Source organism: Arthrobacter sp. DMZ02-1R (assembly GCF_057747935.1).
Map to the genome: position 1 here is coordinate 301,639 of NZ_CM173230.1, position 19,912 is coordinate 321,550.

General features: G+C 65.1%; 21 protein-coding genes. 6 read left to right on the forward strand and 15 right to left on the reverse strand.

The window, feature by feature from the left end; genetic code table 11:
• Positions 1 to 62: 62 nt before the first annotated feature.
• The 6 genes from AC3ANQ_RS01390 to AC3ANQ_RS01415 all read left to right on the forward strand — a co-directional run bounded on the left by AC3ANQ_RS01390 (position 63) and on the right by AC3ANQ_RS01415 (position 5,953).
• Entirely contained in the window at positions 63 to 1,232 is a 1,170-nt protein-coding gene (locus AC3ANQ_RS01390) for a pyridoxal phosphate-dependent aminotransferase (RefSeq protein ID WP_488303460.1), read from the forward strand.
• Positions 1,233 to 1,306: 74 nt separating this feature from the next.
• On the forward strand, positions 1,307 to 1,897 hold the full coding sequence (locus AC3ANQ_RS01395) for a TetR/AcrR family transcriptional regulator (protein ID WP_268020064.1): 591 nt from the start codon (positions 1,307 to 1,309) through the stop codon (positions 1,895 to 1,897).
• A gap of 348 nt (positions 1,898 to 2,245) precedes the next feature.
• Positions 2,246 to 3,154, forward strand: coding sequence for a tRNA glutamyl-Q(34) synthetase GluQRS (gluQRS, locus tag AC3ANQ_RS01400; protein ID WP_488303461.1), 909 nt, complete (start codon positions 2,246 to 2,248; stop codon positions 3,152 to 3,154).
• Positions 3,155 to 4,201 (forward strand): NADP-dependent oxidoreductase, encoded by a 1,047-nt coding sequence (locus AC3ANQ_RS01405; protein ID WP_488303462.1) that lies wholly within the window; start codon positions 3,155 to 3,157, stop codon positions 4,199 to 4,201.
• A 91-nt stretch (positions 4,202 to 4,292) separates the two neighbouring features.
• Positions 4,293 to 5,432 (forward strand): serine hydrolase domain-containing protein, encoded by a 1,140-nt coding sequence (locus AC3ANQ_RS01410; protein WP_488303463.1) that lies wholly within the window; start codon positions 4,293 to 4,295, stop codon positions 5,430 to 5,432.
• Positions 5,429 to 5,953: an HD domain-containing protein gene (locus AC3ANQ_RS01415; RefSeq protein WP_488303464.1), complete on the forward strand. Its 525-nt coding sequence runs from the start codon at positions 5,429 to 5,431 to the stop codon at positions 5,951 to 5,953. Before AC3ANQ_RS01410 ends, AC3ANQ_RS01415 begins: the two co-directional genes overlap by 4 nt.
• Positions 5,954 to 5,984: 31 nt before the next feature.
• Here the strand turns inward: AC3ANQ_RS01415 and AC3ANQ_RS01420 are convergent, their stop codons facing one another.
• The 15 genes from AC3ANQ_RS01420 to AC3ANQ_RS01490 form a co-directional block, all read right to left on the reverse strand.
• The gene (locus tag AC3ANQ_RS01420; RefSeq protein WP_488303465.1) at positions 5,985 to 6,530 is read right to left on the reverse strand and encodes a DUF1003 domain-containing protein; all 546 of its coding nucleotides are present in this window, start codon (positions 6,528 to 6,530) and stop codon (positions 5,985 to 5,987) included.
• Positions 6,531 to 6,858: 328 nt separating this feature from the next.
• Entirely contained in the window at positions 6,859 to 8,361 is a 1,503-nt protein-coding gene (locus tag AC3ANQ_RS01425) for an aldehyde dehydrogenase (NADP(+)) (protein ID WP_488303466.1), read from the reverse strand.
• Positions 8,358 to 9,878 (reverse strand): FAD-dependent oxidoreductase, encoded by a 1,521-nt coding sequence (locus tag AC3ANQ_RS01430; RefSeq protein ID WP_488303467.1) that lies wholly within the window; start codon positions 9,876 to 9,878, stop codon positions 8,358 to 8,360. The genes AC3ANQ_RS01425 and AC3ANQ_RS01430 overlap by 4 nt, the downstream gene beginning before the upstream one ends.
• Positions 9,875 to 10,201 (reverse strand): (2Fe-2S)-binding protein, encoded by a 327-nt coding sequence (locus tag AC3ANQ_RS01435; RefSeq protein ID WP_488303468.1) that lies wholly within the window; start codon positions 10,199 to 10,201, stop codon positions 9,875 to 9,877. The genes AC3ANQ_RS01430 and AC3ANQ_RS01435 overlap by 4 nt, the downstream gene beginning before the upstream one ends.
• Positions 10,198 to 11,457 carry an NAD(P)/FAD-dependent oxidoreductase gene (locus tag AC3ANQ_RS01440; protein ID WP_488303469.1) on the reverse strand — a complete coding sequence of 420 codons (1,260 nt, stop codon included), beginning with the start codon at positions 11,455 to 11,457 and terminating at the stop codon, positions 10,198 to 10,200. The genes AC3ANQ_RS01435 and AC3ANQ_RS01440 overlap by 4 nt, the downstream gene beginning before the upstream one ends.
• On the reverse strand, positions 11,454 to 12,182 hold the full coding sequence (locus AC3ANQ_RS01445; RefSeq protein ID WP_488303470.1) for a GntR family transcriptional regulator: 729 nt from the start codon (positions 12,180 to 12,182) through the stop codon (positions 11,454 to 11,456). The genes AC3ANQ_RS01440 and AC3ANQ_RS01445 overlap by 4 nt, the downstream gene beginning before the upstream one ends.
• Positions 12,179 to 13,123: an ornithine cyclodeaminase family protein gene (locus tag AC3ANQ_RS01450; protein WP_488303471.1), complete on the reverse strand. Its 945-nt coding sequence runs from the start codon at positions 13,121 to 13,123 to the stop codon at positions 12,179 to 12,181. The genes AC3ANQ_RS01445 and AC3ANQ_RS01450 overlap by 4 nt, the downstream gene beginning before the upstream one ends.
• Complete coding sequence (locus AC3ANQ_RS01455; protein WP_488303472.1) at positions 13,120 to 14,121, reverse strand: proline racemase family protein; 1,002 nt, start codon at positions 14,119 to 14,121, stop codon at positions 13,120 to 13,122. Before AC3ANQ_RS01455 ends, AC3ANQ_RS01450 begins: the two co-directional genes overlap by 4 nt.
• 88 nt (positions 14,122 to 14,209) lie before the next feature.
• Positions 14,210 to 15,115 (reverse strand): dihydrodipicolinate synthase family protein, encoded by a 906-nt coding sequence (locus AC3ANQ_RS01460; RefSeq protein ID WP_488303473.1) that lies wholly within the window; start codon positions 15,113 to 15,115, stop codon positions 14,210 to 14,212.
• Between the two features lie 167 nt (positions 15,116 to 15,282).
• Complete coding sequence (locus AC3ANQ_RS01465; RefSeq protein ID WP_488303474.1) at positions 15,283 to 16,155, reverse strand: substrate-binding periplasmic protein; 873 nt, start codon at positions 16,153 to 16,155, stop codon at positions 15,283 to 15,285.
• A gap of 64 nt (positions 16,156 to 16,219) precedes the next feature.
• The gene (locus AC3ANQ_RS01470; protein WP_488303475.1) at positions 16,220 to 16,873 is read right to left on the reverse strand and encodes an amino acid ABC transporter permease; all 654 of its coding nucleotides are present in this window, start codon (positions 16,871 to 16,873) and stop codon (positions 16,220 to 16,222) included.
• On the reverse strand, positions 16,870 to 17,514 hold the full coding sequence (locus tag AC3ANQ_RS01475; protein WP_488303476.1) for an amino acid ABC transporter permease: 645 nt from the start codon (positions 17,512 to 17,514) through the stop codon (positions 16,870 to 16,872). Before AC3ANQ_RS01475 ends, AC3ANQ_RS01470 begins: the two co-directional genes overlap by 4 nt.
• A gap of 1 nt (position 17,515) precedes the next feature.
• Positions 17,516 to 18,301, reverse strand: a complete 786-nt coding sequence (locus AC3ANQ_RS01480) for an amino acid ABC transporter ATP-binding protein (protein WP_488303477.1) — start codon at positions 18,299 to 18,301, stop codon at positions 17,516 to 17,518.
• Positions 18,302 to 18,440: 139 nt separating this feature from the next.
• Positions 18,441 to 19,655 (reverse strand): type II toxin-antitoxin system HipA family toxin, encoded by a 1,215-nt coding sequence (locus AC3ANQ_RS01485; protein WP_488303478.1) that lies wholly within the window; start codon positions 19,653 to 19,655, stop codon positions 18,441 to 18,443.
• Positions 19,652 to 19,885 (reverse strand): helix-turn-helix transcriptional regulator, encoded by a 234-nt coding sequence (locus tag AC3ANQ_RS01490; protein ID WP_488303479.1) that lies wholly within the window; start codon positions 19,883 to 19,885, stop codon positions 19,652 to 19,654. The genes AC3ANQ_RS01485 and AC3ANQ_RS01490 overlap by 4 nt, the downstream gene beginning before the upstream one ends.
• Between the last annotated feature and the right edge of the window lie 27 nt (positions 19,886 to 19,912).

A 19,912-nucleotide genomic window follows, 5' to 3' on the forward strand; every position in this document is an offset into this window, starting at 1 on the left:
GACGGTACGCGCCCTCACCCGGAATTGCCACCACTACAACCACCACCCAGATCAGGACCCTCATGACACTCGAGCCAGCCACCGCCGTCGCCGATTTCCAGCCCTCCGAGGCGGTTCAGCGTATCCAGCGCACATCGCTGCGCGTGCAGCAGCCCCAATCCAAAGGTGACCTCGTCTCCTTGGCCATGGGCGAGCCGGATTTCGATACCCCGGCCCAGGTTCGAGCAGCAGCCGCTCGCGCCCTCGAGGACGGCTTCACCCACTACTCGCCGTTGCTTGGCGAGCTGGTGCTTCGCGAGGAGCTGGCTGCCCGTATCGGCCAGCTCCTCGGCGGAGTGGCCAGCCCCGGCGACGTGCTCATCACCCAGGGCGGCACGGCCGGCCTGTCCGCGGCGATCCTTGGCGTCGTCAACCCCGGCGACAAAGTGGTCATCCCGGACCCCACTTACTCCCTGTACGCGGACCTCGTCAGCATGGCAGGAGGAATCACCGTACCCGTGCCGCTGGCCGATGACCTGCACTGGGATCTCGAGGCGCTGGCCACCGCGCTTGAGGGTGCCAAAATGTTCGTCTTCTGCAACCCGTCCAACCCGACCGGCATCGTGCACTCCCGCCGCGAACTCGAAGCCCTCGCAGACATGGTGGCCGGAACCGACACTCTGGTCCTCTCCGACGAGGCCTACAGCGATCTCGTCTACACACCCGAACCCTTCACCTCGGCACTGGAAATCGAAGCCCTGGCCGGCCGGACCATCTACTGCCAGACCTTCTCCAAGAGCTACGCCATGACCGGCTGGAGGGTGGGTTACCTCTGGGGCCCGTCCGATGTCATCGCCTCAGCTGCCCGGGTCCACAACACCTTCAACGGCTCCATGAACCAGGCCGTGCAATATGCGGCGCTCACCGCCCTGAAGACGTGCGGACCGGACATCGAACGCATGCATGCTTCCTATGCCTTGCGCAGGGAGCTGATGGCCAACGGGCTCCAGCAGATTCCGGGTCTTACGGTCAGCTCGCCGGAAGGAGCGTTCTACCTTTTCCCGAAGTACGACGTCGAGCTCCCGGCCGCCGCGATGGTGGCTCACCTTCGCAACCACGGCGTGGCCGTCCGCCCCGGCAGCGAGTTCGGCCGAAACGGCGAGTTCCACTTGCGCCTGTCCTATGCCGCCAGCTCGGTGGCGATCACCACCGGTGTGGAGCGGCTGGCGGCCGGACTGGCAGAGCTCCGGTGAGTGCCGCGGACGTGGCCAGCGTAGCGCCTGCCGCTCAGGCGCTACGCTGGAATCTGACACGGAAGGGGGCGCCCATGCGCAGCGACACCCAACGCAACCGCCGCCAGCTGGTTCGGGCCGCAGGGAAGCTCTTCGCCAAGGCCAAGGGCCCGGTGAGCATGACGGACATCGCCCGTGAAGCCGAAATCTCCCCGGCAACGGCTTACCGCCATTTCGCCTCGGTGGAGGACGTGCTGGCCGCGTTCCGCTTTGGTGTTGGCGAGAAGCTGCGCGATTTCAGCGTTGCCCAGACTACGTCCGGAGTGGAACTGCTGGAGAGCGTCAGCCGGCATTGGGTGGGACTGGTCATCAAGCACGGCGGTTCCATGGTCCACACCCGCTCCGGCGAAGGGTATCTGGCCCGTCTTCGCTCCGGTGCGTACTACCTGACCATCCAGGCCGAGGCTTTGGAGCGGCCACTCCGCGAGGCCTGTGAGGAACTCGGCCTCCCGCCCCTGGGGGACGAGGCCATGTTCCTGTGGAACATCCTCTTTGACCCCCGTGAAATTTTCGATCTGCTCAACACTGTCGGCCTGGACAAGGACCAAGTGTCCACCAAACTCTGCGCTGCGCTTCGGGGAGCCATGGCGGCCTGGGCCGCTGCGGAGCCAACTTCGGCAAAGTGACCATCGCCTGTTCATCTTCTGGCCAGGAATTGGTCAGATTGACCAGACTCAATTGAGTCTGTTGCACCACCTGCAGTGTTCCTGTTGAAATTGTGACAATGAAGGGAATGGCGACCGCCGGACCTCGCAGGCTACGGATCCCCCGGTACACCACCCGGCCACCCGAAACACCGTCCCGCAAAGACGCAGCCGCTGATTGACTCTTGTTCACGCATCGTCTTTCCGCACCCCGCTGGCCCAGTGCCGGCACCACAATAAGAGCCCCTGAGCCACCGAACGCGTTGCGGTAGCTGAGGGGCTCTTGTGCTGGATCCTGCAGGCACGCCCGGCGCCGCATAGTCTTGTGCCATGACTTCCGCTGGCCGCTTCGCCCCGAGCCCCTCCGGCGAGCTTCACGTAGGCAATCTGCGCACCGCCATGCTCGCGTGGCTCTTCGCCCGCTCCACGGGCCGCGACTTCCTGCTGCGCGTCGAGGACCTCGACCGTGCGCGGGCCGGTGCCGAGGAAGTCCAGCTCAGGGACCTGGAAGCCGTAGGCGTGACATGGGACGGCGCCGTCGTTCGCCAGACAGACCGTGCCGGGCTCTACAACACCGCGATCGAACGGCTCAACGACGCCGGGCTGACGTACGAATGCTTCTGCACGCGGCGCGAGATCCAGGAAGCCCCGTCCGCCCCGCACACTCCGCAGGGCGCCTATCCAGGGACGTGCAGGAACCTTTCGACGGCGGAACTTGAGATCCGCCGGGCCTCGCGTCAGGCTGCCATCCGGCTCCGATCCGAAGCCCAAGAATGGACTGTGGAGGACAAGCTACACGGGCCCTATACGGGCATCGTGGATGACTTTGTGCTCCGACGGAACGATGGCGTCACCGCCTACAATTTGGCGGTGGTGGTGGATGACGCAGAGCAAGGCGTGGACCAGGTGGTCCGCGGCGACGACCTCTTGTCCTCCACACCCCGCCAGGCCTATCTGGCCTCGTTGCTGGGGTTGTCTGTTCCGGAATATGCGCACGTTCCCCTCGTGCTGAACCGCGACGGCGCTCGGCTGGCCAAGCGCGACGGCGCGGTGACGCTGGGCGACCTTGCCGCCGTCGGATTGTCAGCCGGGGAGGTGCGGGACGTGATCCTGGAATCGCTCGGGCTGCCGGAAGGTCCGCTGGATGACGCCTTGGATAGATTTGACCCGGCCAGTTTGCCCCGCAAGCCGTGGGTGTGGAACGGCCATCAGCAGTCGACCCTCCGGAAAGGAGCCTAAGTGCTCGCCTATGTGCTGACTCGCTACGGCGGTGCCGACGCAATGGAACTACAGAACGTCCCCAAGCCGATTGCCGGTCCGGGCGAGGTCCTGGTCAGGGTGTTCGCCGCGGGCCTCAACCCTGTGGACTACAAGCAGCGCGAAGGTGCCGTGCGGGTGATCACCCGGCCGAGGCTTCCCTTGGTGGCCGGCAGTGAGTTGGCCGGGATCGTGGAAGCCGTGGGACCCGGCGTCACGCGTTTTTCCACGGGGGACCGGGTGTTTGCCCGGGTGGACAAAGCCTTGCTGGGTGCCTTTGCCGAGCACGCCGCGGTCCATGAGGATCTTGTGGCTCTTATGCCGAGGTCGCTCAGCTACGCCGAGGCCGCGAGCCTTCCACTGGCCGGCCTCACTGCCCTGCAGGCACTGCGCGACGAGCTAAAGGTCAAACCGGGAACCAAGCTCTTCATCTCCGGAGGGGCAGGCGGTGTGGGAACCCTTGCCATTCAACTGGCCAAGTACTTCGGCGCCGAGGTGACCACCACTGCGTCTCCCCGTGGAGAAGAGCTGGTGCGGCGGCTCGGGGCGGACGCCGTCGTCGACTACACGAAGGAAAGCCTCGCCGAAGTCCTGAGTGGCTTCGACTCCGCCCTGGACCTTGTGGGCGGGGAAACACTGGAGCAGACGTTCAAGATCCTCAAGCCGGGCGGCAAAGTGGTCAGCATCGCGGGCATGCCTGAACCGCAGACAGCTTTGAAGGATCTCGACGCCCCGGCCTGGATGACTGTGCTGTTCTGGGCCATCAGCCTAGGGATCCGTGGCCGCGCCCGCGACGCGAAGGTCCGGTACCGCTACCTGTTCATGCACCCCAGCGGCGAGGACCTGAAATTCCTGGCACGCCTGGTGACCGACGGGAAGCTGAAAGCCGTGGTGGACAGCAGCTACCCGCTCGAAAAGATCGCGGACGCCTTCGCCGCACTGGAGCAGGGACGCGCCAAGGGCAAGATCGTGGTGACCATGGACGCCCGCGGCTGGGCCCATTCTGCCGGGTTCCCTGGCCGAGCGTAGCGAGGTTAGGGGGCAGAAGGTGGGCCCATTCTGCCGGGTTCCCTGGCCGAGCGTAGCGAGGTTAGGGGGCAGAAGGGACTAGGCTGTCCGGGTGGATGCAAAGACGCTTGCCCCCGGATTCGAACAAGTCGCCGAACTCTTTGGCGGGTACCTCAGCGAGGACCCGGAATATTCAGCCCAACTCGCGGCCTACCATCGCGGCGTGAAAGTTTTGGATATCAGCGGCGGACCCCACCGCCGCCCGGATTCGGTAACCGGTGTCTTCTCATGCTCCAAGGGCGTGTCCGGGCTGGTCATTGCGCTGCTGGTCCAGGAAGGCCGCCTGGACCTCGACGCCGAGGTGGTCAAGTACTGGCCGGAATTCGGAGTCGAAGGAAAAGCCACGATTACCGTGGCCCAACTGCTTTCCCACCAGGCAGGACTGCTGGGTGTTGAAGGCGGCCTTACTATGGCGGAATACAACAACTCCGAACTGGCCGCCGCCAAACTCGCGCAGATGCGGCCACTTTGGAAGCCTGGGACCGCGTTTGGATACCACGCGCTGACCATCGGCGTCTTCATGGAGGAGCTGTGCCGCCGGATCACGGGGTCGACGCTCCAGGAAATCTACGAGCAGCGGATCCGCTCCGTGACGGGCGCCCACTTCTTCCTGGGGCTTCCTGATTCCGAGGAGCCCCGCTATGCCACGCTCCGCTGGGTTGCAGACCCGTCCGCTCCGTGGACTGATCCCGCCAGCCATTTCGGCCTGTCGGCCAACTCGGTGGTGGATGACATCCTGGACCTCCCCAACATCCGCGAGGTCCGGGCAGCGGGCCTGAGTTCCGTCGCCGGCGTTGCCAGCGCCGAAGGCATGGCCCGCGTCTACGCCGCAGTACTCACCGGACTTGCCCCCGACGGCGACCGTCCCGCCGTCGCGCCCCTCCTCAGCGAAGAGACCATCCAGACCGTCACCGCCGAACAGGTCTTCGGCATCGACCGGGTTTTCGGCGAGACCAGCTGTTTCGCGACAGTGTTCATGAAATCGCATGCACGCTCGCCGTACGGCAGCTACCGGGCGTTCGGGCACGACGGCGCCAGCGCATCTTTGGGGTTCGCCGACCCCGTGTATGAACTCGCTTTCGGGTACGTGCCGCAGCAGGCCGAGCCCAGCGGGGCTGGTTGCCGTAACCTTGAGCTGAGCGCCGCCGTCCGGAAGGCAGTCGCCGAACTCGCCCAGAAGGATGAAAAATGACCTTCACCGTTGAAACAGCCATGGTCCTTGCCGAAGTGGCGCACAACCGCCAGAAGGACAAACTGAAGCGGCCCCACCGTGAGCACGTGTTGACCGTAGGAGATGCGCTCGCCGATTTCGACGACGACATCCGGATTGCAGGCTACCTGCACGACATCGCCAAGGACACACCCATAACCAAACAGGCGTTGCTTGAGATGGGTGTTTCCGAGCGTGCCGTGGGCATCATCGAGAGGGTAACCCGCCGTTTCCAGGATGACCCGGACAGTGATGAGGCGGTCATTCTGCACATCGCGGAGGATCACGACGCTACCTTGGTCAAGATCGCCTGCAACGCCCACAACTCCTTGCCGGAGCGGGTGCGGGCGCTCGCAGAGAAGTGGCCTGACAAGACCCGCAATACGCGCTACGCGGACGCGCGGAAAGTGCTCTACAAGGCCGTGCCGCGGGGAGAAATCCATCTGATCCTCCAACGCATCAACTCGGATCTTCTGCCCGAGTTGGATCAGCTGGGGAACTAGCACCTCGGCTCGTCTGGCACGCCTCGGCTGTCTACGGCTTTGCCGGGTCATCCTGCGTCCGCTTGGCTGCGGCCGCAGCGTCCCGGGTAACGGATGCGGTGACTTCCGCGAGAATCCGCTCGTGGATTTGGCCCGTGAGTTCGTGAATCGCACGCGTGAGATCGGTGTTCTCCTCAAGCAGCTGCTCCTGGGCGTTGTAGTCATGGTCTGCCTTCACCTGCTGGAAAACCGCTTGACGGTTCTGGCCGATCATGACGAACGTTGAGAGGAAGATCGCTTCGAGCGAGACGATCAGTGTCAACGTCGGCCACGGACTCTGTTCGAACACGAGCATCCACACGGCGAAAAGCAGGATATGCAAGTAGACGAAGTTCATCGATCCGGCGAAGGCTGTGATTGCATCCGCGGCTCGAAGCTGAATGCTTGCGGCCCGGCGCTCGGCCTCCGCCAGGACCGACGGATGCAGCTTCGACCGTTCGCTTTGAGAGAGCAACCGCGTAGGTCTCAGATACGAGCGCGAATGCGGAGCGGCGCCCGTCGTGGACATCGATGGGGTTCCGGCCTGTTGCTGTGTCATGCGTTCAATCCCTTGGCCCGCGGCGAGCCGATCTCGCCTCTGGGAGCGAGCCTAGCGTCGCCACACGCGTGAACCTAGGATTGAACGGCGATTCGACTCGGGATCCGAGTTACCCGCCCATGAACCTTCGCCGATGCTTGAGTTCTTTGACCCAGTCCCTGGTCTGGATCGGCCCGAAGGGTGAGGCGGGGCGGTCTCATTGTGGCTGCCGTAGCGAAGCGCGGTTGTCGGTACCCATGACCAAACAGGGGTTGCCCGATGTGGGTGTTTCTGAGCGTGCCGTGGGCATCATCGAAAGGTCACGCGCCGTTTCCAGGACTTTGCGCTCCTACTCCTCCCGCCGTCCGTCCACGAGCCGCGGCATTCCTAGCGGGTTCCCCTCGCGTAGGGCCTCAGGCAGCAAGTGCTGCGGGAAGCCCTGAAACGCGACCGGCCGAAGGAACCGCTCGATCGCCGCCGTGCCCACCGAGGTGCTGCCGGCAGCCGTCGTCGCAGGGTAAGGGCCGCCGTGCTGCTGGGCATAGGTGACCGAGACGCCGGTAGACCACTGGTTCCAGATCACCCGTCCTGCCTTGCGTGCGAGGATTTCCACGAGCCCGTCCACGCGGCAGGAATCCGTGCCGTGGATTGTCGCGGTCAGTTGGCCTTCGAAAGTCTCCGCGATCAGCGGAAGCTGGGACTCGTCGTCGTACGCCACCACTACGGCAGTGGGGCCGAAGCACTCGGCCTGGAGCGCGCCCGGTTCGGCAAGCATGTCCGTGGCGGTGGTCAGCAGGAGGGTGGGGCTCGGCGGGTCCGCCAGGGGATCGGTGCCCTGGGCCAGGACTTCCAGCCGGGGGTTGGACTGCAAGTCCTGCAGTCCCTCGACGTAGCCGGACTGGATCCGATCGTTGAGGAGAGGCGCGGGCGGCGGAAGGACAGCGCGGCGCAATGCATCCACGAGGTCGGAACCAGCCGGGACGAACAGCGTGCCGGGCTTGGTGCAGAACTGTCCCGCCCCAAGCGTGAAGGATCCGACGAAACCTTCGGCAATCTCCTTGCCGCGCTCGGCGGCCGCAGCCTCGGTGACGAAGACGGGGTTGTTGCTGCCCAGTTCGCCGAAGAAAGGGATGGGTTCCGGGCGTGAGCTTGCGATGTCGAAGAGTGCGCGTCCGCCCGGAATGGAACCGGTGAAGGCGCCGGCTTGGATTCGCGGATCGCGCAGGGCGGCGGCTCCGGCGGCCGTGCCGGTGATGAGCGCGAAAGTGCCCTCCGGAGCGCCGGCGGCGGCAAGGGCGGAGGCGACAACTTCGGCGGTGAGCAAGGAAAGCCCAGGGTGGCCGGAATGGGCTTTGAGCAGCACGGGGCTTCCGGCCGCAAGTGCCGAGGCAGTGTCTCCACCCGCCACGGAAAACGCAAAGGGGAAGTTGCTGGCCGCGAACACAACCACCGGCCCCAAGGGTGCCAGTACACGGCGAATATCCGGCCGAGGGGCGCCCATGGGCCAGTCGGGGTCGGCGTGGTCGATCCGGGCGTCAAGGTAACCGCCGTCGCGCAACAGTTCCCCGAAAAGGCGCAGTTGGAAGGTGGTCCGCTTGAGCTCACCGCGGAGGCGGCTCTCGGCCAGGCGGGTCTCGAGTTGTGCCACGGGGAGTAACTGGTCTGCGGCGGCGTCGAGGGCGTCGGCGACGGCGTCGAGCAGCTTTGCGCGTTCGGCAGGCCGCAAGGCGGCGAGCGGCGCCGCGGCTGACTGGGCAGCGGCGAGGAACGATTCCAGCTCGGCGTCAGTCGTGGGCGTTACGGCTCTGGAAGCGGATTGCTTGCCGGGCGTGTTTTGGGCGACGGTGGTCATGCTCGGTCTCCTTTCAGGAGGGGGTTCGTGGGGTCGTCGAAGTCAGCGTCCAACGCGGCGAGTTCGCCGATGCCCACGGGCGCTGCGAGCGGCCGTTTGGCGACGCTGGAGAGGGACTCGGCAGTTGGAGAAGTGCCCGATCCTGCGCCAAGGCAGGCCGACGCGAAGCCGCACACGCGGCCTTGGCACCAACCCATTCCGGCGCGGGTAAAGGACTTGAGGCTCCTCGCATCGCGGGCACCGAGGCTTTCCCGGGCTTCAGTGATCTGGCCGGCGGTGACTTCTTCGCAGCGGCATACGGTGGTCTCCGGAGTGAGCCAGTTCTGCCAAGCGGCGGGAACCGGGTGCGCCCCGTGCATTGCTTCTGCGAAACGGCGATGCCGCGCGGCGGTTTTCTCCGGTACAGCGGAGCCGCCCGCTGCGGCAGTGCCGGCCGCGATGCCCTCAAGGACGGCCAATGTTGCCCCACCGACGCCGGTGACCTCACCCGCGAGATATAGGCCCGGGACGCTGGACTGCTGGCGCTCATCGACCACTCCGACCAGCGAGCCGTCGGCGTCGAGCCGGGTTTCGACGCCGAAGGACAGGGGCAGTTCCATTTGTGGCGTGAAACCCCAGCCGAAGCCCACCACGTCTACATCCTCGTAGATGCGCTCTGTTCCGGGTCTGACTCTGCCCTCAGCATCGACCTTGGCCGTGCTTACGCCGGACACGCGATCTGTACCGAGGGCCCCGGATCCACTGGCCCGGGATCCGAGGACTTCGGTGACGATGCTGCGTGTGCGGTACGGAATCCGGTGCCGGGCGAAGACTGCAGCGTATTCCACTCCTTCAAGTGCCTTCTCCGGCACTCCCGCGGCAGCCCGCAGATGCGGCAGCCAAGCGGTCGGGGAGGAGGATTCGAGCACGGCGAGGACCTTGCCACCAGCCTCGGCGATATTCGCAGCAACCGGGAGCAGGAAAGGACCGGTCCCTGCGATCGCGAAGCGCTTCCCGGGCAGCATTCCGTTGGCCTTGATGAAGGCCTGGATGCCACCGGCGGCCATCACGCCGGGGAGATCCCAGCCGGGAACCGGAAGCTGGCGATCGTAGCCGCCCGGGCAGAGGACAAGGCGGCGCGCGACGACGGTTTGGGGACCGGCGGTGCCTGCATCCGGGGCGGCCTCCGCGACGGTGGGCGTCGTGCGCAAAGTGAAGCCGGCGTCGTCGCCTTGAGCTGGCTGGTTTTGCTGCCCCATCCAGACTTGGAGCCCGGGAAGGTACGTGATGAGCCCTCGGTGGCGAGCGGCGTCGAACCTCGTACGGAGGTCAAGGTAAGTCTTCCACCCGTGGTGGCCGCGGCCATCCGGCTCTGGCAGCACGGTTTCGGGCCGGTGTCGCCAGAACTGGCCGCCCGGCTGGGCGCCCGCGTCCACGAGTACCACGGCGGCTCCGGTTTCGGCGGCCGAAACGGCTGCGGCAAGACCGGCGGGACCCGCACCCACGACGGCGACGTCGGCGGTGACGATGGGCGTCATGCTCGTCCTCCGGGTTCTTCCGAGGGATCCTCTGGGCATGAGCCTTCAATTGCCATGCCCTCGCGAACCTCAACGAGGCACGCGCGTTGGTTGGTGGCGCCGTCGACCGTCAACAGGCAGTCGAAACACACGCCGATGCCGCAGAACAGCCCGCGCGGCCTCGCCCCTTTGCGTGTGGCGCGCCAGGCGGTGATGCCTCGCGCGGTCAAAGCGGCGCCGACACTCTGGCCCGGAGCTGCCTCAAGCGGGCGCCCATCAAAGCTCACGCGGACGACGGCGGCGCTTGGGGGCGTCTCTGCTGCGCCTCGTGTTGGGGTACTCATGCGCTGGCCTCCTCACGGGGTTCTGCGGACTGGTGTTCTGGGGACTGGCGTTCTGCGGGCGGGGGCGAAGTGGGGTGCTGCGAACTGGAGTGGCGGACTGGTTCGCCGGGAAGGAGTTCGCCGAAGCGCGCCGGAGCGAAGGGTGAAAGGTCGAGGTCCGGGGCTTGGCCAACCAGCGCTTGGGCAAGGAGCTTGCCCGTCCCCACAGAGAGGCCGATACCGGCGCCCTCGTGTCCAGCAGCATGCCATAGCCCGGGAGCGCGCTCGTCGTGCCCGATCACCGGCAGGTGGTCCGGGCAGTACGGGCGGAATCCGTGATAGTGCCGGATGGCTTTGACATGCTCCAAGAAGGGGAACAACGCAGTGGCGTTTCGGGCCAGCAGGCTCAGTGCGTTCGTGCTCCCGGTGCGGTCGAAGCCCACACGTTCACGTGTGGAGCCAATCAGGATGGTGCCGCTGGGGGTGCCTTCAACCACCGGCGATGCCTGCAGGCCGGCATCGGAACTGCCGACATTGTCGATGTACTCGGCGGCGTAGACCTTGTGATGGACCATCGGCGGGAGAGGCTCGGTGACCATGATAAAGCCGCGACGGGGGAGGACCGGCACGCTTACCCCGGCCATTGCGGCGAGCTCCCCCGCCCAAGTGCCCGTACAGTTCACCACAGCGTCCGCGGAGAAGTCCCCGCGAGGGGTCTTGACGCCGGTCACACGGTTGCTGCTACGCAGGAAGCCGGTCACGGGAGTGTCCGCCAGGAATCGTGCTCCGGCCTCGGTTGCAAGCCGGACCAGGTGGGCCGCGACGAGCATCGGCTGGACTTGGCAGTCCTCGGAGTAGCTTGCGCCGCCCAGAGCATCGCGGGAAATATGCGGTTCCGCTTCGCGCAGCGCATCTTGGTCCAGCTCCTCAACCGCCACTCCATAGCCCGTCTGCACGGCCATGACGCGGTTCAAAGAAGCGAGGCTGCTCTCGCGCGAGGCCACGATGATCCCGCCCTTGGATTCGAATTCCCAGAGCTTCTTGTGTTCGCCAAGGTCTCCGTGCCAGACCCCCAGGGAGTAGCGCGTGAGCTCAAGCTCGGGGCCGAGTTCCTTGTCCGAGACGAGGATGTTCCCCTCGCAAGCGGAGGAGGTTCCGCTCGCAGGCAGGCCTTTGTCGATGACCGTGACCGAGAGGCCCTGCCGCGCGGCGAAGTAGGCGGTGGCCGCCCCGATGACCCCGGCACCGATGACGAGGACGTCGCTGCCTTGGTTCATGTCTGTTGCTCCTCGGGTGGTGTCTCGGCCTCGCCGGTGGCCCAGAGTCCCCGGGCGTGGCCGATGTGGCGGCGCATGAATTCCTGTGCGGCAGCCCCTTCGCCGGCTTCCACGAGGTCAAGCAGTTCATGGTGTTCCTGGGCCGAGTCGGCCAGGCGGTTGCTCTCGCTCAAAGTCTTGAGTCCGTACATGCGGGTTCGGGTGCGCAAGCTGGTGGCGAGTTCAACGAGCTGGTTGTTGCCCGAATAGCGGAGCAACTCGGCGTGGAAGTCTCGGTCGGCGGCAAGGTATCCGGCCAGGTCTCCTTCGCGCGCCGACTCGACGATGTTGTCAGCCAATGAGCGCAGCACGGCCATGCCTGACGGTGGGACCGTTCCGGCGACGTCGGCCATGACCGGCGGCTCAATCAGCAGTCGGATCTGGGTGATTTCGTCGAGTTCACGGTCGCTCATGCTGGTGACGCGGAAGCCCTTGTTCTTCACTGTTTCCACCAAGCCTTCGCGAGTGAGGTCCATCATCGCCTCGCGCACCGGAGTGGCCGAGACGCCGAACGCCGCGCCGAGAGCCGGCGCCGAGTACATGGTGCCTTCCTCGAGGGTGCCGGCGATGATTGCCGCGCGAAGCGATTCGGTGACGGATTCGCGGAGGCTTCGCTGGCGACCCAAAGGCGCGATGGGAAGCTTGTTGTTGGCTGGCACGGTGGGCACTCCTTGTGCAGGCGTCATGGTCTAGTGCCTCCTTCATACACCAAGGCCGCTGTCACGAGGTCCTCCCATGCCATACCCACACCCGCGTACAGGCAGGGCCGGCCCGGAGTCCGTTGGAACTCGCCGTTGACCAGCTCCCGCAGATTGGCCGGGCGGATCGCCTTCCATTCCTCGACGCTTCGGGCCGGAATGAGGTCTCCGGCTTCTCGCCATGCCGAGGCCCGCCCCTCCACCACGACGTCGCTGCGGAGCACGAGGGAAGCATCCACCTCGCGTGCGTCCAGCCCGTGTTGGCCCACCGCGGCGACGACCGCACCAGGAGCTACCAGACCGCCGTCGAACAGCGGAGTACGCGACGACGTCGTGCAGAGCACCACATCGGCACTGGATACCTCTGCCGCGCTTGCCGGACGGACCTCGATTCCCTCGGACGCAAGCTTGTCGACTAGAACCTTCACGCGCTCGGGGCGCCGGCCGACGACGGCGAAGCTCGCCGCCGGGAGCACGGCGCTCGCCGCCCGCAGGTGGTTGAGGGCTTGGATGCCCGCCCCGAAGACGAGCACGCGCGGCGTCTCCGGGGCACCCCCGGCGGCCGCTGCGAGAATATGTTTCACGGCAAGGAGGGTGGTGGCAGGGGTGCGGATGGCCGTGAGCTCGTTGCCATCCATCACGGCGAGAGGAGCCAGGGTGTCCGAGTCGAGCAGCAGGTAGATGCCTTGGATCTTCTCAAGTCCCCGCGCCGGGTTCCCGGGGGCCACGGTGAGGGCCTTGACCCCACTGTACTGTTGGCCGATTGCGGGCATGAGCAGGAACTCCCCGCCCGGAGCAGGACTGAAGATCCGGGGGCTGTCCTCCTCCGGGTCTACGCCATCCAGGAGCGCCCGCTCGAGGGCGGCGATCGCCGTCGTCCACGGGGCCGCCGCCCGCACCGCCGCAGCATCAAAGTAAGGGAGTGTCACAGCAGGAACCCTTCCGGGAAGGGATCGGTGGGATCGAGGAAGTACTGTGCAGTTCCGGTCAGCCAAGCCCGTCCAGTCACGGTGGGGACCACCGCGGAGCGCCCTGCTACCTCGGTCTCTTCCACCAGCCGACCGATGAAGCGCGAACCAATAAAGGACTCGTTGATGAAGTCTGTGTCCAAGGCGAGTTCGCCGCGCGCGTGCAGTTGCGCCATCCTTGCGCTGGTGCCGGTGCCGCAAGGGGAGCGGTCGAACCAACCAGGGTAGATGGCCATGGCATGACGGGAATGCTCCGCCGTCGAACCAGGGGCCTTGAGGTAGACGTGGTGGCAACCGCGGATGTCTTCCCGCGTGGGGTGGACAGGCTCGTCGTTGGCGTTGATGGCGTCCATGATGGCGAGACCGGCCTTGAGGAGGTCATCCTTTCGGGAGCGCTCGAAGGGCAATCCGAGGCTGTCCAAGTCCACGATCGCGTAGAAATTGCCGCCGAAAGCCAGATCGTAAGCAATGGTGCCGTAGCCAGGGACCTCAACAACCGCGTCGAGGCGGTCCACGAAGGAGGGCACATTGCGGATGGTCACCGACTCGGCATGCCCGTCCTTGACCGCCACCTCGGCGATCACCAGCCCGGCCGGGGTGTCGAGCCGCACGGTGGTGACCGGCTCGACCACCTCGACCATTCCTGTTTCCACCAGCACTGTTGCGACGCCGATGGTGCCGTGCCCGCACATCGGCAAGAGTCCGGAAACCTCGATGAAGAGCACCCCGAAGTCCGCGTCCGGCCGCGTCGGTGGCTGGAGGATTGCCCCGCTCATGGACGCGTGGCCTCGAGGCTCGGTCATGAGGAGAGTGCGGATCCAATCGCTGTTCTCCATGAACCACAGCCTGCGCTCGGCCATCGTGGCGCCGGGAATCGCGCCGATGCCACCCGTAATGACGCGCGTGGGCATGCCCTCGGTGTGGGAGTCGACGGCGTGGAAGATGCGCGTGGTTCTCATCGAGTGCTCCTTCTTTTCATCGATTGCTCCGCAACTGTCGTTTTGGGGGCCGATAACGACAGTTACGGGGCAATCGATGGTTGGTGGGTTATTTGTAACCCTTGGCGAGGGCTGTTTCTGTGTCGCGGATGACGGCTTCGCGCACTGCGGGGGCGAGCGGGCCCCGGGGTGGGCGGCAGGCGCCTCCGCGGAGGCCAACGATATCCATGGACAGTTTGATGGACTGGACGAACTCTGTCTTGCTGTCCCAACGCAGCAGGGAGTGCAAATCGCGGTAAATCTCGCGGGCGCGTTCCAGGTCAGAGAGGTCGCCTGAGGTTGAGAGCCGGTAGAGCTCCAACGTGGATTCCGGAATCGCGTTGGGGTACCCGGCTACCCAGCCGACGGCACCGGCCAGGCCCATCTCGACGACGGTGTCGTCGGTGCCGATGAGAAGGTCCACTTCGGGGGCGAGTTCCTTGATTTCGTAGGCGCGGCGCACGTCGCCGGTGAATTCCTTCACGCCGACAATGAGCCCCTCGCCGTGGAGGCGGGCGATGAGCTGCGGAGTCAGGTCCACTTTGGTGTCGATGGGGTTGTTGTAAGCCACGATCGGCAGACCGACGGCCGCGGCGCGGCGATAGTGGTCAACTACCTCTTCGTCGTTGGCGCGGTAGGCATTCGGAGGGAGCAACATGAGCGCCTTCGCGCCGGCCTCGGCGGCCTGCTCGGCCCACTTCTGCGTTTGCAGCCCGCCGTAGGCGCCGATGCCGGACATCACGGTGAAGCCATCGGGCGCGGCCTCGACCGCAGTCGTGATGACGCGGGCGCGCTCTTCATCGCTCAGCGTTTGGTACTCGCCCAGTGATCCGTTGGGGGCTACGCCGTCGCAGCCTGCGTTTGCCAAGAAGCGGACGTGCTCAGCGTAGGCGTCGTAGTCGATGCTGAGATCGTCCTTGAACGGCAGTGCGGTGGCAACGAGTACCCCGTGCCAAGGCTTGCGGGTTTCAGTCATGGTTGGTCCTTTCGGTGGGGCACGCGCGGCGCCGTCATTGTGCTGCCGTGAGGTACCTCACAGCCTAATCTACCATGTGACATTGCACAGGTGGTCTAAGTGGGTGCCGGGCCGAAACCCGGCGCCCGGGTTTGCTGAATTTCGTCAGCTGGAGGGAGTGGGAAGGGTTAGCTTGCAGGAACTACGTACTGCTTTTCGGCGACTTTCCCAAGTCCTTCGGACAAGCCCGCGTCGGTGAGGAGCTTGGTGATAGTGCCGTCCGCGCGCTGTGCGGTGATGCCGGAGCTGAGTGCGTCCTGGAGGCTCTTGTTGCCTTTGGTCATCGGGAACGCGGCTTCAGGTGCGTGAGCGATTGCCCCGACGCGCGGGTCCGGCTTCTCGTTCGCGAGAGCGACCTTGACCCCGGAGAGGCCCTTGAACTGAAGCACCTGCACGCCGTATGCGTCGACGTCGGCGTCCAGGCGGCCGGCGTCGAAATCCGCCTTGAGCTCGACGCTGCTGGGGTAGGTGACCAGTTTGTCGCCCAGGATCTTCTTGAGGTCCTCAACCCAGAGATAACCGTCGATCGTGCCGACCTTGTTCATCTTCTCTAGGTCCGAGACGGTGGTGGCGCCCGACTTGGAAACGATGCCCATGCCATCGAGGTAGGTAGACGCGGAGAAGTCGACTGCCTTGAGGCGTTTCTCGGTTGCGTCGATGGTACCCACGGCGAGGTCGATGTTGCCGCCGGAAATGGATTGCACGGCATCTGCGTAGGTGGCCTGCTGGTAGGCGGGTTCAAGGCACTCGTCCTTCGCAATCTTGCTGACGATCGCGATGTCGATGCCGTTGGGCTTGCCGCTGTTGTAGCTGCTGAACGGCGGGATGTCGATGACACCGACCGTCAGCTTCCCCGGTGCGACGGTCTGGATGCCCTGGTGCTTTGGCGTGCACGAAGCTGTGGTTGCGCCCGAGGATCCGCCGCAGGCTGTGAGGCCGAGGCTGAGGGCGATCGCGCTGGCAGTCAGGATGCCGGCGCCTTTGAGACGATGGGTATTCATGGTTCCTCCTGTTGGTGTTGGGGTGCTGCGGGATGTCGGTGGAGCGGTCAGTTGCGGGGGATTATCACGCGTGGCGGGCCATGCGCTTCTCAAAGAAGACGGTGATCCACGTGGCCGGCATGGAGATGGCGGCGTAGCAGAGGCCCGCGAGGGTGAAGATCTGCAGGTAGTTGAAGTCCTGGCTGCCGATGTTGTACGCGGACTTCATGAGCTCCGGGACCGCGATCGCGTACGCCAGGGACGTCCCTTGGAACATCTGGATCGCGACTCCCATCAGCCCGGGGATTGCCGAGCGCATGCCTTGCGGCATGATGACCCGGAAGAATGTGTCGCGTTGCGACAAGCCAAGGGCGTTGGAAGCCTCAAGCTGTCCGCGGGCCACCGACTGGAGGCCTGCCCGCATGATCTCGCTTGAGTACGCCGCCGAGTTCCACGTGAGGGCGAGGCAAGCGGCCGTGATGCTTTCGAACGCGATCCCGAACTTGGGCAAGCCGTAGTAGAAGAGGTAGAGGATCACCAGGGCCGGCGCGCCTCGGCCGATTTCGACGACGGCGAGTCCCGCGGTGCGGACGGCCAGGTTCTTGGCGGTCACCATGAGGCTGAGTGCCAGCCCCAATGGATAGCCGAAGAAGATCGAAATGCCGGCGATCAGGAGACTGATGCCGAGGCCGGACATCATCTGAGGGAGGTAGCCCGCCCATTCTGTTAGCCAGGTCATGCGTAGATGGCCTTCCTCATGCGGGAATCGAGTCGACGGGACAAGTAGGCGACTGGCAGGCTCAGCACGATGTAGAGAATGCCCACGATGATGTAGGGCAGGATTCCTTCCACGCTGGGATGCTGCCGGGCGAAGGCCTGGGACTGAAAGACCATTTCAGTGACGATGATCGTCGAAGCGATCGAGGAGTCCTTCAGCAGGCCCGTCAGGTAGGTCGCGATGGACGGGGAGACGATTCGGAAGGCCTGCGGGACCATCACACGGTAGAACGTGGTCCCGCGGGTCAAGCCGAGGGCATTCGCTGCCTCGCCCTGGCCGCGCGGCACCCCCTGTAGCCCGCCTCGGTAGATCTCGGCAAGGTACGCAATGGAGACGACGCCGAGGCCCACCACCGCTGCGCCCACCGGGTTGAACTTGAAAGTGCCGATCTGGATGCCGAACTTCAGGAGGAATAGCCACACGATGATCGGCACTCCGCGGACGAGGTCCACAAAGAGCCGCGACGCCAGCCGAACCAGAACGTTCGACGACGACAAGCCCACCGCGAGTGGAACGGCACCGACGATGCCAATCATGAACGCGGACAGTGTCAGCATGATCGTCATGGGCAGCCCCTGAAGGACCGCGGAAAGTGCGTCCATGTCAGCGCTCCAGCACTGCGCGCAGGAAGCGTCGGGTGCGGGCCTCCTGCGGATCGCTCATGATGGCCCGGGGATCACCTTGCTCGATGATCTTGCAATCGGCCATGACCACGAGCGTGTCGGAGACGTCTCGGGCGAACTGCATCTCGTGGGTCACCACGATCATCGTCATGCCGTCCGCCGCAAGCTCACGCATGACGGCCAGGACCTCAAGCCCTACCTCCGGATCGAGCGCCGACGTCGGCTCGTCGAAGAGCATGATGCCCGGATCCAGGGCCAGGGCGCGGGCAATCGCAATGCGCTGCTGCTGGCCGCCGGAGCATCGCCCGGGGTGCTGCGAGGCCTTCTCTTTGAGGCCCACCCGCTCAAGCAACTGCATGGAGCGCTCGTCGGCCTCTTCCTTGCTGCGTCCAAGGACCTTCTGCTGCGGAAAGCTGATGTTCTTCAGTGCGGACATGTGAGGGAAGAGATTGAAGGACTGGAACACCATGCCCACCGTGCGCCGAAGGGCAGCGAGATCCCGGCTGTTAACGTCCTTGCCCGGCTCAATGGTGTGCTGGGCAACCCGGATGGTGCCGGAATCGGGCCGCTCCAGGAGGTTGATGCACCGCAAGAAGGTGCTCTTGCCTGCACCGGAGGGGCCGATAAGGGCGGTGACAGTTCCCGGCTGGACATGCAGGGAAACATCATCAAGTACGACGTGGTCGCCGAAGTGCTTCGAAATGTTGTCTAGCTTGATGCCGAGACGGGGAGCGATCCTACCGTCAGCGATTTCTGAAAGGGTCATAGCGATCTTCCATGTGAGAGCAAGTGAAACATCGACGATGTGTTCTATGTCACGTGATATGTGCAATGGTACATGACACTGCGCGGGCGATGGAAGAGTTATTTTTGATCATCTGGCCGGCGGCTTGAGGAGACGCGGACTAGTCCCCGCCCATCAACCTTCGCCGATGCTTGAGTTCTTTGACCCAGTCCCTGGTCTGGATCGGCCCGAAGGGTGAGGCGCCGGCGTCGAGGTCGGTGATCAGCGGGCCCGACGCTTTGAGCGCGAGCTCCAGGACTCCCTCCGCCGCGCGCCCTGTCAGCCCTAGTTTTCCGGCCCAGGCGAGGAAATGTTTGCGGGAGATGCCGATCTTTTTCCCGCCGATGCCTAGCGCGAGGGTCTTGTCCCCGTAGACCACGGTGGAGGGGATGTCGTAGACCGGGGCGATGGTGTACTCGCCCAGCGGTGACTGCACCCCTGACTGTGACTGAACTATGGACACATTCTTGGCATGGAGATCGCCGTTGCCGCTGAGCCAAGCGAACGCGAGCTGGAGGGCGAGGTTCCGCAAGGCCGGCAGGGGCGCGGAACAATGGGCTGCCAACGCGGCGCACACCTCGCCAAAAGGCACGCTGTACTTGTCCGCCGGATACAGTCCCAGCACTTGTGCCCCGTCCTCGACGGCGAGGCGCACCGGAGTGCCGTCAGTTCCGGTGAGGCGATCGAAACGCTCCACGAGCAGCCCGGCCCGCCCGCCGACGTCGTGCACTAACTGGACGTTGCTCACCGGAATCCGCAGCTTGCGCGCATAGCGGAACATGAGGAACTCGTTTTCCACGACGAACGGGAACTCGGGTGCGTTGAGTTTGAGGATGAAGCGCTTGCCCGCTTGTGCCACCGGGAGCGAAATCATCCCGGCCGACAACTTGTCCTGCACACCGGCCAACGCTACCGGATCGATAAGCCCCGAATCGCCGAGCAGCGCGTCGAAGTCGAGGGGCAGCTTTGAATCGAGCACGACGGCGGAGCCTCCTTCCGTGGGCGGCTCGCCGTGGGGGACGGTCTGGACATCGCCGACGGCGTCTCCTCCCGCGCCCATCAGGAGCGCGAGCTCGTCGTCGGCGCTGGCTTTGACCGCCCTGCGCAGCGAATTCAGGCGGCGGCCCTCCGGGAGGAGCCCGGTGAAATAGGGCGGAACGGCGCCGCTCGGCGTGAACACGGCCTGGTTCGTCAGCGGGAGCGTTGTGGCAACAGCAGGGCCGCCCGATTCGAGGTACCGCGGCAAGTAGCTGAACTTGGTGCCGCCCTCACGCCGCTCGATCCGGGCGGCCAGGACGCCTTGCTTATAGACGTCGGCGATGCGGTGGAAGGTCATGGTCGAGTGGACTGGCTGCTCGCGGCCTTCACTGTGAGTTCAAGGCCCAGTGTGCCAAGCACAGCCAAGAGTGGTTCCAACTGGACAGTGGCCTTCCCTTGCTCCACGAAACGGACGAAACGCTCCGAGACGCCGGCGAGGTCAGCGAGATCGGACTGGCTCAGGCTGAGCGATGCACGGCGGGCACGGACCTTGGCGCCCAGGGACTTGGTGAATTCCTTGGGGGACATGTCCACCCTCCCTCGCGTTATGTGGGC